This is a genomic window from Streptomyces aureocirculatus (assembly GCF_000720475.1).
GTDB lineage: Bacteria > Actinomycetota > Actinomycetes > Streptomycetales > Streptomycetaceae > Streptomyces > Streptomyces aureocirculatus.
Map to the genome: position 1 here is coordinate 131687 of NZ_JOAP01000003.1, position 11386 is coordinate 143072.

Genomic DNA, 11386 nt, shown 5'->3' on the forward strand with positions numbered 1-11386 from the left:
TGGTCCGCGGGCCCACCGGCCACGACATCGCTCAACGGTCCACTCTCTCACCCGTGTGCGACGGCTCGGTGCTTTCCGGTGCGGTGTCCGGGGTCGGGTCACTCGGCTGCTCGGGATCGTCCGAGCCGGGCTCGGGGTCGGGAGTGGTTCCTGAGGCGTCGCCCGCGTCCCCGTCGGGGCCGCCGTCCGGGCCCGCCTCCGCCCGCCGCTGCGCCGCGCGCTTGCGCTGCGTGTACATACGGAACCCGGCGAGGACGAGGAGCAGGACGCCGCCACCGATGACCAGCATCACGGTGGCGGTGAACTCGGTGACGTTGACGTCGAAGCGGACGGCGGCGCCATAGGGCTGTCCGTCCTCGGTGTAGAGCTGGGCCGAGACCGTGACGGGGCCGTTGGCGTTGGCCGTGGTGGTGAACTTCACGGACTGGGTGTGACCACCGCCGGTGATCTTGACCGGCTGCTCCTCGTAGAGCCCGTCGCCGACCTTCAGACGGGTGGGGTTGGTCGACGTGAGGCGCAGCATGAGGTGGTCGACGCCCTGGACCAGGTTGTTCTGCACCGTGACCGGGATGGTCGCGCTGCGGCCCGACAGTTTCACGTCGGACTTGTTGATCAGCTTCACCTGTCGGGTGAGGCTGGTCAGATAGCCCTGTACGCCCTTGCGGAAGTTCTGTGCCTCCGCCGGGCGGCCGCGCCACGACGCGGCCAGCTCACGGTCCATCGCCCGCCCGAACGGCGTGATGACGCGGTCGGGCTCGGAGAGGATCTGCTTGAAGCGGTCCAGCTTCTCCTGTGTGTCCTGGACCTCCTGGAAGGCCGAGCGGGGCAGCTCCTGCCTGCGCAGGTACGACGGGTAGGCACCGGTCGAGGGGACCTGCGTGGTGGCGGCCGGATCCGGCTGGGCCTTGGCCGCCGCCTGCAGGTCCTGCGGCTGCGACCAGCGCTTGTCGTCGAGGGCGGTCAGCGCCCGCGCCATCGACTGGGCCTGGCTGGCGGTGGGCATGCGCTGCGGCGCCACCACGATGCTGCGCTGCCTGCCCGGGTCCTGCAGCGTGACCATGAGGCTCTGGGCCAGGAACTCCTGGACGGCGAGCGTGGAGTTCTCGGCGCTCGTCATGTCGCCGCGGAAGGCGGTGGAGAGCCGGGAGTCGGCGACCACCGCGGTGGTGCCGCCGCCGATGGGCCGTGCCGCGTTGGGCGTGTACGAAAGGCCGGCCGTCTCACCCAGGCTGTCGCTGCGGGCGATCACCGAGTGCGCGCCCGCGGACGTGGCGATGTCGACGACCGACGGGTCGATCGCCCCCTCGGCCGGCCAGGCGAAGTCCGTGCTGACCTTGGCGGTGAGGATGTCCTTCACCGACTGGGCACCGACCTCGGTGGCCTCCTTGAGGTGGCCGAGGGAGCCGGTGACAGGCCTGCCGTTGTGGGCGAGCGAGGCGAGGTCGGGGTCCGCGAAGGGGAGCGCGACGACCTTCTTGCCCTTCACGGCCTTCTGGAGCTGGTTGAGCCACTGCTTCGCGACGGCCTGGTTCCTGCCCGCGACCGGGGTGCCGTCCGCGCCCTGGACGTCGTAGCTCGTCGTCATCGCATCGACGGAGACCAGCAGGTCGGGGTCCACGACCCAGGTGACGTCGAGCTGGGAGCCGAGCGTCAGAAGCTGCTGCAGGCGTCCGCCAGGCTGGAGCTCCTTGGCCAGGCTCTCGTCCTTGAAGAGCGGAGTCTGCTCCTCGTCCGAACGTGTCCGCGCGGTGAGGTGCGTGGACGAGATGAGCGGCCACAGGAACGTCGTCTTGGTCTTCGTGCCGGCCGCGCCGTCCTGCCACGGCAGGAAGGTCCGCTCGATGCCGAGCACCTGCGGGAAGGGCTGGGCCGCCGTCTGGCCGGTCAGCGTGACCCCGAGCTGGTAGACCCCGTCAAGGCCCAGGTCCAGGGCGCTCACGGGCACGGAGATGCTGAAGTCCTGCCGGACCCCCGGGGCGAGCCGGGAGAACTGCTCGGCGTACTTCCCACCGACCTCACTGCCCTCTGCGCCGGGCTGGTACGAGGTCCGCTTCGCGGCGCTGTCGATGGCTGTGCGGCCGCCGAGGGGGGAACCGATGCGAAGGCCCACCCGGGCGCCGGTGATCGTCTGGCGACCCTCGTTGGTGACCGTGCCGGAGACGGTGACGGTGTCGCCCTCGCGCGGTGCGCTGGGGGTGAGGGAGTTCAGGGACACATTGACGGTGCGGGATCCGGTGGCAGCGGTCTTCGGCCGCGAGGCGGTCTTCTGGCCGCTCACCGCGCCACTGGCCCGGTGTGTGGCGCCGGTCGCGGCCAGGCTCGCTCCGGGGGTGGCCGCGGACGCTGTGGGGCTTGCGGGCGCCTGCAGCAGACCGGCGAGCAGCGGTGCTCCGGCCAGCAGTGCCGCTGTGCGCCGGAACCACCGGCGGGCAGGTGAGGGGCTGGTCCCCGGGAAGTCTGCCGCCTCGGCCACGCGTCGCCCGTCCCTCGTCGTCGTCAGCTATGTCGGTGCTTGTCGTTCGCTGCGTCCACGCATGGTAACGAGGTGCGCCGGGCCTAAGTGCCGCGGACTGCTCCACAAGATCGCAACATCGGTCAGCCGCACCGGCGACGGCCGTGGTGAGCGGTGTGGACACCCCGGACGGGGGCCCTGGAAATCCGGGCGGCCGCGGTGGCCCGGGGCACGTACCCTTTTCTGTTGTGCCGAACGCCAACGAAGACAATCCCCGCGCCCTGAGTCAGGCGCAGCAGCGCGCCGTGAGCGAGCTGCTGCGGGTCTCCCCCGTCGCCGACGACCTCGCCCGCCGCTTCCAGGAGGCCGGGTTCTCGCTCGCCCTGGTCGGCGGTTCGGTCCGGGACGCGCTCCTGGGCCGGCTCGGCAACGACCTGGACTTCACCACCGACGCCCGTCCCGAGGACGTGCTGAAGATCGTCCGTCCGTGGGCGGACGCGGTGTGGGAGGTGGGGATCGCCTTCGGCACGGTGGGCTGCCAGAAGGACGCGCTGGTGGACGGCGCCGAGCAGAGCTTCCAGGTCGAAGTGACGACATATCGATCGGAGGCGTACGACAGGACCTCGCGCAAGCCCGAGGTCTCCTACGGCGACTCCATCGAGCAGGACCTCGTCCGTCGGGACTTCACCGTGAACGCGATGGCCGTGGCGCTCCCGGAGAAGGCGTTCATCGACCCGCACGGTGGCCTGGACGACCTGTCCGAGCGCGCGCTGCGCACGCCGGGCACGCCCGAGGAGTCCTTCTCGGACGATCCGCTGCGGATGATGCGGGCCGCGCGGTTCGCCGCGCAACTGGACTTCGAGGTGGCCCCGGAAGTGGTCGCCGCGATGAAGGCGATGTCCGGGCGGATCGAGATCGTCTCCGCCGAACGGGTCAGGGACGAGCTGAACAAGCTGATCCTGTCCGCGCACCCCGCCAAGGGTCTCGCCCTGCTCGTGGACACCGGGCTCGCCGGCCATGTCCTGCCGGAGCTGCCCGCACTGCGCCTCGAGCGCGACGAGCACCACCGTCACAAGGACGTCTACGACCACTCCCTGATCGTCCTCGAACAGGCGATGGCGCTGGAGACGGAGGGACCGGACCTGACGCTGCGGCTCGCGGCCCTGCTGCACGACATCGGCAAGCCGAGGACCCGCCGCTTCGAGAAGGACGGGCGGGTCTCCTTCCACCACCACGAGGTGGTCGGCGCAAAGATGACCAAGAAGCGCATGACGGCCCTGAAGTACTCGAACGAGCTCATCAGGGACGTCTCGCGCCTGGTCGAGCTGCACCTGCGCTTCCACGGGTACGGCACGGGCGAATGGACGGACTCGGCGGTACGCCGATACGTACGCGACGCCGGTCCGCTGCTCGACCGGCTCCACAAACTGACCCGCTCCGACTGCACGACCCGCAACAAGCGCAAGGCCACCGCTCTCTCACGCGCGTACGACGGCCTGGAGGAGCGCGTCGCCCGCCTCCAGGAGCAGGAGGAGCTGGACTCCATCCGCCCCGACCTCAACGGCAACGAGATCCAGGAGATCCTGGGCGTGGGCCCGGGCCCGGTGATCGGCAAGGCCTACAAGTTCCTCCTGGAGCTGCGCCTGGAGAACGGGCCGATGGAACGGGATGCGGCGGTGGCGGCACTCAAGGAGTGGTGGGCGGCGGAGGACTGATCCGCACGGTGAGGTGCGGAGGCTGACCGGCACGGTGGGGTGTGGGGGTCCGACCTGCGCGGTGGGCGGGGGGCGTGCTGTGTTTCACGTGAAACACAGCACTCTGCTCTGTACGCGTACGCCGAGGGGCGATGTTTCACGTGAAACATCGCCCCTCGGTAGCTGCGGAGACCTACGGCTGCCTGTAGGGCTCCAGGCAGAGCGTGAAGTCGTTGCTGCCACCGGTCTCCCGGTACGTCGCGTACTTCTTGATGTCGCAGGTGCCGCTGTCCTTCTTCTCGGCGACCTTGTACTTGGCGTCCTTGTCGCCGCAGTCCACGATCTTCAGATCGGGGTCCGTCGCGCTCTCCGGGTTCCCGATGCTCATGCAGTCGCCGACCTCGGCGGCAGCCGCCTCGTCCTGGCCCGCCCACACCGCGCCACCCACGATCGCGGCGACGGCCACGACCGCCACGATGCCGAATATCAGCTTCTTCTTGCCCTTACGGGGTGCCGCAGGGTCCGGGCCGCCCTGGTAGAAGGGGACGCCCTGCTGAGGGGCGCCCGGCTGGGGCGGGTAGGGCGCGCCGGGAGCCTGACCGTACGGCGCGCCGCCCTGCTGGGGCTGGCCGTAGGGGGCACCGCCCTGTGGCTGACCGTAGGGCTGCTGGCCCTGGGCGAACGGGTTCTCGCCCTGGGGCGGCGGAGTGGACACGGAAATCCCCCTAAAGAGAGTGCACGGCATGCGGGTTGGTTGCGCGATGGCGCGAATTGACCCCCCGTAAGCTATCGGCCTCCTGTACGCGGACTGAAGCCGGAAAAGGCTCTGTGGCACTGATGTGACACTTACTGATTGTCAAACCTGGTCATAGCGACAGCAATCGCTGCGTAGATCAAGGCCACCGTGACGACCAGCGGCGCCGACCTGCCGTCAGGGGGCAGCATCAACGCCGCCACTCCGGCCGCACTGACAAAGGCGACATTGAACAACACGTCGTACAGAGAGAAGATCCGGCCGCGGAAACCGTCGTTCACGGCCTCCTGGACGACCGTGTCCGTGGCGATCTTCGCGCCCTGAGTCGTCAGACCCAGGACGAAGGCGGCGACGAACATCGGCGCCGGTGCGAAGGGCAGCCCCAGCGCAGGTTCGAGGACGGCCGCGGCTCCCGCGCACAGCACGAGCCAGCCGTGCGGCCCGAACCGCCCGGCCGCCCAGGGAGTGATCAGCGCCGCCACGAAGAACCCGGCGCCGGAGACCGCCACGGCGACCCCGAGCAGCGCGAGCCCGTCGTCCTCCGTGGTCCCCCACGCGTACCGGCACAGCATCAGGACCATGACGGTCAGCGCGCCGAAGCAGAACCGCATCAGCGTCATCGACACCAGGGCGAGCGCGGCGGGGCGACGCGAGGCGAGATGGCGTACGCCCTCCAGCAGGCCGCGCGCGGTCCCCGCGAGCGCCGTGCCCAGGCGGGGCTGCACCATCTCGGGGCCGGGGCCGAGCAGTTCACGGGCGATGCGCAGCGCGGCGAGCGCCGAGCACAGATAGAGCGCGGCGCCGAGCAGGACGACGGCCGCGTCGGAGTCGGCCACCACGATGCGCAGCACAAAGGCGAGGCCCCCGCCCGCGGTGGCCGCGAGCGTTCCGGCGGTCGGGGAGAGGGAGTTGGCGAGCACCAGGCGATCGGCGTCGACGACACGGGGCAGGGACGCCGAGAGTCCGGCAAGGACGAAGCGGTTGACGGCCGTGACGCACAGCGCGGACGCGTAGAAGAGCCAGTCCGGCGCTCCGACGAGCATCAGGGCGGCAGTCGTGCCGGCGAGCGCGGCCCGCAGCACATTGCCGTGGAGGAGGACCTGACGGCGGCGCCAGCGGTCGAGCAGGACACCCGCGAACGGGCCGACCAGGGAGTACGGCAGAAGCAGCACCGCCATGGCGGAGGCGATCGCGGCGGCCGAGGTCTCCTTCTCCGGCGAGAAGACCACGTATGCGGCGAGCGCCACCTGGTAGACGCCGTCCGCGCCCTGGGAGACGAGCCGCACGGCGAGCAGACGCCGGAAGTCCCGCAGCCGCAGCAGAACACGCAGGTCACCGGCGACAGACATGGCGCACAGCCTCACATACGCGAAGGGCCCCCGGGTGCGTATGCCCCGGGGGCCCTCAACTGCCGTTCGGCGTGGCCAGCCCATGGTGTCGGACCAGCGCACAGTCGTACGCGGTACAGCGCACGCCCGTACGCGGTTCAGCGTACGGTCCAGCGCGCGTCTCGCACCGGCAGCGGCGCCGGATCTAGCGCTCGACCTCGCCCTTGATGAACTTCTCGACGTTCTCGTAGGCCTCGTCGTCGAAGTACTGCACCGGCGGGGACTTCATGAAGTACGAGGACGCCGACAGGATCGGGCCGCCGATGCCGCGGTCCTTGGCGATCTTCGCGGCGCGCAGGGCGTCGATGATGACACCCGCGGAGTTCGGGGAGTCCCAGACCTCGAGCTTGTACTCCAGGTTCAGCGGGACGTCACCGAAGGCGCGGCCCTCGAGGCGCACGTACGCCCACTTGCGGTCGTCGAGCCACTGCACGTAGTCCGACGGGCCGATGTGGACGTTCTTCTCGCCCAGCTCGCGGTCGGGGATCTGCGAGGTGACAGCCTGCGTCTTCGAGATCTTCTTGGACTCGAGGCGGTCGCGCTCCAGCATGTTCTTGAAGTCCATGTTGCCGCCGACGTTGAGCTGCATGGTGCGCTCGAGACGGACACCGCGGTCCTCGAACAGCTTCGCCATGACGCGGTGCGTGATGGTGGCGCCGACCTGGGACTTGATGTCGTCACCGACGATCGGGACACCGGCTTCGGTGAACTTGTCCGCCCACTCCTTGGTGCCGGCGATGAAGACCGGGAGGGCGTTGACGAAGGCGACCTTGGCGTCGATGGCGCACTGCGCGTAGAACTTCGCGGCGTCCTCGGAACCGACCGGCAGGTAGCAGACGAGGACGTCGACCTGCTTGTCCTTGAGGATCTGGACGATGTCGACCGGGGCCTCGGCGGACTCCTCGATGGTCTGGCGGTAGTACAGGCCCAGGCCGTCGAGGGTGTGGCCACGCTGGACCTGCACGCCGGTGTTCGGCACGTCGCAGATCTTGATGGTGTTGTTCTCGCTGGCGCCGATGGCGTCCGCGAGGTCGAGGCCGACCTTCTTCGCGTCGACGTCGAAGGCGGCGACGAACTCGACGTCACCGACGTGGTACTCGCCGAACCGGACATGCATCAGGCCCGGGACCTTGGCGTCCGGGTCGGCGTCCTTGTAGTACTCGACGCCCTGGACCAGCGAGGCGGCGCAGTTGCCCACGCCGACGATGGCTACGCGAACCGAACCCATTCCGGTTGCTCCCTGTGTGATCTCGGTATTCCGGATGAGACCCCGCCGAATGCGGGGCCTCACTTGGTGGTGTCGTCGGACGCATCCGGCGGCGGGGTGCTGCCCCGCCGCCGGGGCAGGACGCCCGACTCCCCAGATGTGCTGTTCTGCTGAGCGGAGCCTTCGGGGCCGGACCGTTGCTGGTCGCGTCCCGCGCGCTCGCTCTCGATGAGCTCGTTCAGCCAGCGCACTTCGCGCTCCACGGACTCCATACCGTGCCGCTGCAGCTCAAGCGTGTAGTCGTCGAGGCGCTCCCGGGTGCGGGCCAGGGATGCGCGCATCTTCTCGAGGCGCTCCTCGAGCCGGCTGCGGCGGCCCTCGAGCACCCGCATCCGTACGTCCCGCGAGGTCTGCCCGAAGAAGGCGAAGCGGGCGGCGAAGTGCTCGTCCTCGTACGCATCGGGGCCGGTCTGCGAGAGCAGTTCCTCGAAGTGTTCCTTACCTTCTGCCGTCAACCGATAGACGATCTTGGCGCGACGGCCCGTGAGGGGGGCCGCCAGAACCTCTCCGTTGGCAGTTCCCGACTCCTCGATCAACCAGCCGCTCGCGACCAGAGTCTTGAGACAGGGATAGAGAGTCCCGTAGCTGAAGGCGCGGAACACGCCCAGTGAGGTGTTGAGCCGCTTACGCAGCTCGTAGCCGTGCATCGGAGACTCCCGGAGCAGGCCGAGGACGGCGAACTCGAGGATGCCGGAGCGTCTGCTCATCGCTGCCTCCCGTCTGTTCCAGTTTGCCGCACACGGCCGTTTATGACGAGCTGATGTATCGGCTCGATACATCACGACGATAGAACGACGTTGCGCCTGCGACAAGAGGGGGCACGGTGAACGGCGTCACATCACCGATTCGTAGGAAGTAACTTGCCTGTTTTGGGGTGAACTTCGGTCCTAAGAGGGTTTTGACGGTGCGTAGTCTGTGCGCCATGAATACCGCCGGGAACCAAGTGACGCGTGGTCGCGTCGTCGTTCCCGGTGCAGTGCGGATGAGTGCCGGTACGGCCGCATCCGTACATCGGGGGGTCCGGAAGCCAGCCGCCGTTTCCAGGCGCGGGGGCCCGCGCCTGCCCGAGGAGTAGTCGTTCGATGAGCGAGCACCGTCGCAAACCGCCGCAGCCGCAGGGCGGCGGACGTGCCGCGGCCAGGCGTGGCGCATCCGGCGCGCCGTCGGGCCGCCGCGCAGCACCGCGTGGCGCCACTGGATCACCGGCCTCGCCGCCGGCACACGGACCGGGGGCTCCCGAGGGAGAGGAGCGCCCTTACGGCGGGCGCGCCGAGGCCCGGCGCGCTGCCCGGAACGGCTCCGTGGGAGGTGGTGGCGGCCGCCGCAGGGCCATGGAGAGCGGCGCCGGCCGGGGGCGCGGCAAAGGGAGTGGCCATGATCCCGCCAAGAAGCGCTTCATCGACTACCCGCGTGCGGGCAAGTACGGGGCCAAGCGCTGGATCCCCTCGTGGCGTCTGGTCACCGGCCTGTTCGTCGGTTTCCTCGGCAGCCTGATGGCGGTCGCGGGCATCGCGTACGCCCTCGTCGAGGTCCCGGAGGTCGCCAAGGCGGCCAAGGCCCAGAACAACGTCTACTACTGGGCCGACGGCTCGCAGATGGTCGCGACGGGCGGTGAGACCAACCGCCAGATCATCAAGTACGCGGACATCCCGAAGGCCATGCGCAACGCCGTCATCTCGGCGGAGAACAAGTCCTTCAACAAGGACAAGGGCGTCGACCCGATGGGCATCGCCCGCGCCTTCGTCAACATGGCGAAGGGCGGTCAGACCCAGGGCGGCTCGACCATCACGCAGCAGTACGTGAAGAACGCCCGCCTCGACGACCAGTCGCAGACGTTCACCCGTAAGTTCAAGGAACTGTTCATCTCCATAAAGGTAGGCCGGGAGGTGAGCAAGGAAGACATCATGGCGGGGTACCTGAACACCGCCTACTACGGCCGCAACGCCTACGGCATCCAGGCCGCCGCGCGCGCCTACTTCGGCAAGGACGCGGAGAAGCTGAACCCGAGCGAGTGCGCCCTCCTGGCGACGGTGCTCAAGGGCGCCACGTACTACGACCCGGCCGGCTACCCGGAGATCGATCCCGCGGCCAGCCCGAAGGCCAACAAGGAGCGCGCCGAGAAGCGCTGGAAGTGGGTCCTCGACGAGGAGGTCAAGGACGGCCGTCTGAGCGCCGAGGTCCGCAACAAGTACACCGAGTTCCCGAAGCTGCAGAGCCCCCGCTCCAACGTGAAACTGAGCGGTCAGATCGGTTACCTGGTCTCGCTCGCCAAGGCGTACGTCATCAACACCAGCGACGGGAAAATCACCGCCAGTCAGCTCGAACAGGGTGGCTACGAGATCCACACGACCTTCGACAAGAAGAAGGTCGCGCAGCTCGAGAAGGCCGTGCAGAAGGTCCGCAAGGCCAAACTCGATCCCAAGCTGCGCCCGGACAAGGACACGCACGTCCAGTTCGGTGGCGCCTCGGTGAACCCGAGGACCGGCGCGATCGAGGCCATCTACGGCGGTGAGGACGCGACCAAGCACTTCACCAACAACGCGGACATCACCGGCGCCCAGGTCGGTTCGACGTACAAGCCCTTCGTGCTCGCGGCGGCCTTCAAGAACGGCATCCGCAAGGAGACCGGCGGCGAGGTGCAGAGCGACGGCGAACGCACCGTCGTCAACCCGAAGAGCCTGTACAGCGGCAAGAACAAGCTCAAGATCAAGAAGTACGACGGCACGGTCTGGCAGGACAAGAACGGCAAGGAGTGGCTGCAGACCAACGACGGCCAGAGGTCGTACAACGCGCCGACCTTCAAGATCGACCTGCGCGAGGCGATGCGGGAGTCGGTCAACTCGGCCTACGTCCAGCTCGGCATGGACGTCGGGCTCGACAAGGTGAAGCGTGCGGCCATGGACGCCGGCCTCAGGGACGACCGGACCATGGCGGGCGCCACCTACCCGTCCTTCTCCCTCGGTACCTCGTCACCCAGCGCCATCCGCATGGCCGGTTCCTACGCCACGTTCGCCGCCAGCGGCAAGCAGCGGGACCCGTACTCCGTCAAGGAGGTCGAGAAGGAGGGCGAGACGATCTTCACCCAGGACGTCGACACCAAGAGTCCCTTCTCCCCCGAGGTGGCGGACAACGTCACCGACGTGCTCCGGACCGTCGTCGAGAAGGGCACCGGCTCCGCGGCGCAGCTCCCCGGCCGCCAGGTGGCGGGCAAGACCGGTACGACCGACGGCAACAAGTCCGCCTGGTTCGTCGGCTACACCCCGCAGTTGTCGACGGCGATCAGCATGTACAGGCTGGACGACGACGAGAACAACAGCAAGCGTGAGTTCCTGGAGATGTTCGGCACCGGTGGCGAGAAGAAGATCCACGGCGCCTCGTTCCCCGCACAGATCTGGCGGGACTACATGAGTGACGCGCTCAAGGGAGAGCCGGCCCTGAAGTTCCCCGTGCCGCAGCCGATCGGTGAGGTCGTCGGGGATACCCCGCCGCCCCCCTCTCCGACACCGACCAAGGAGACCGAGGAGCCGAGCGATCCTCCGTCGCCGACCAAGGAGACCAAGAAGCCGAGTGAGACCCCGTCGACGCCGACGAAGTCGCCCGACCCCACCGAGACCTGCAAGGACTGGGAACCGGGCTGCGGCAACGACGGTGGCAACAACAACGGCGGTGTGGAGAACGGTGGCGTCAACGGTGGACCCGGCGGAGGAGAGCCCACACCGACCACAGGACCGCCGAACGGCGGCAACGGCAACGGCAACGGCGGGAACAACGGCAACAACGACAACGAGGGCGGATGGTTCGGCGATCCGAACGACTGACCCTCCGCCGTGC

At 68.7% G+C, this 11386-nt stretch carries 7 protein-coding genes; 2 read left to right on the top strand and 5 right to left on the bottom strand.

Annotation, left to right across the window (positions count from 1 at the left end):
• Positions 1-31: 31 nt before the first annotated feature.
• A complete protein-coding gene (locus IG78_RS0103730; RefSeq protein WP_030559700.1) occupies positions 32-2473 on the bottom strand; it encodes a DUF6049 family protein in 2442 nt (813 codons plus the stop codon).
• A 227-nt stretch (positions 2474-2700) separates the two neighbouring features.
• Here IG78_RS0103730 and IG78_RS0103735 point away from each other — a divergent pair, with 227 nt between their 5' ends.
• Positions 2701-4167, top strand: coding sequence for a CCA tRNA nucleotidyltransferase (locus tag IG78_RS0103735; RefSeq protein ID WP_030559702.1), 1467 nt, complete (start codon positions 2701-2703; stop codon positions 4165-4167).
• 172 nt (positions 4168-4339) lie between these two features.
• On the opposite strand, the gene IG78_RS0103740 is transcribed toward IG78_RS0103735, so the two are convergent.
• The 4 genes from IG78_RS0103740 to IG78_RS0103755 form a co-directional block, all read right to left on the bottom strand.
• Positions 4340-4861, bottom strand: a complete 522-nt coding sequence (locus IG78_RS0103740) for an LppU/SCO3897 family protein (protein WP_030559703.1) — start codon at positions 4859-4861, stop codon at positions 4340-4342.
• Between the two features lie 131 nt (positions 4862-4992).
• Positions 4993-6249 (bottom strand): MFS transporter, encoded by a 1257-nt coding sequence (locus tag IG78_RS0103745; RefSeq protein WP_030559705.1) that lies wholly within the window; start codon positions 6247-6249, stop codon positions 4993-4995.
• A gap of 184 nt (positions 6250-6433) precedes the next feature.
• Positions 6434-7516: an inositol-3-phosphate synthase gene (locus IG78_RS0103750; RefSeq protein WP_030559706.1), complete on the bottom strand. Its 1083-nt coding sequence runs from the start codon at positions 7514-7516 to the stop codon at positions 6434-6436.
• A 59-nt stretch (positions 7517-7575) separates the two neighbouring features.
• The gene (locus IG78_RS0103755; RefSeq protein WP_030559707.1) at positions 7576-8262 is read right to left on the bottom strand and encodes a PadR family transcriptional regulator; all 687 of its coding nucleotides are present in this window, start codon (positions 8260-8262) and stop codon (positions 7576-7578) included.
• A 375-nt stretch (positions 8263-8637) separates the two neighbouring features.
• On the opposite strand from IG78_RS0103755, the gene IG78_RS0103760 reads away from it, so the two are divergent.
• Positions 8638-11373, top strand: a complete 2736-nt coding sequence (locus IG78_RS0103760) for a transglycosylase domain-containing protein (RefSeq protein WP_078964788.1) — start codon at positions 8638-8640, stop codon at positions 11371-11373.
• The last annotated feature ends 13 nt before the right edge of the window (positions 11374-11386 follow it).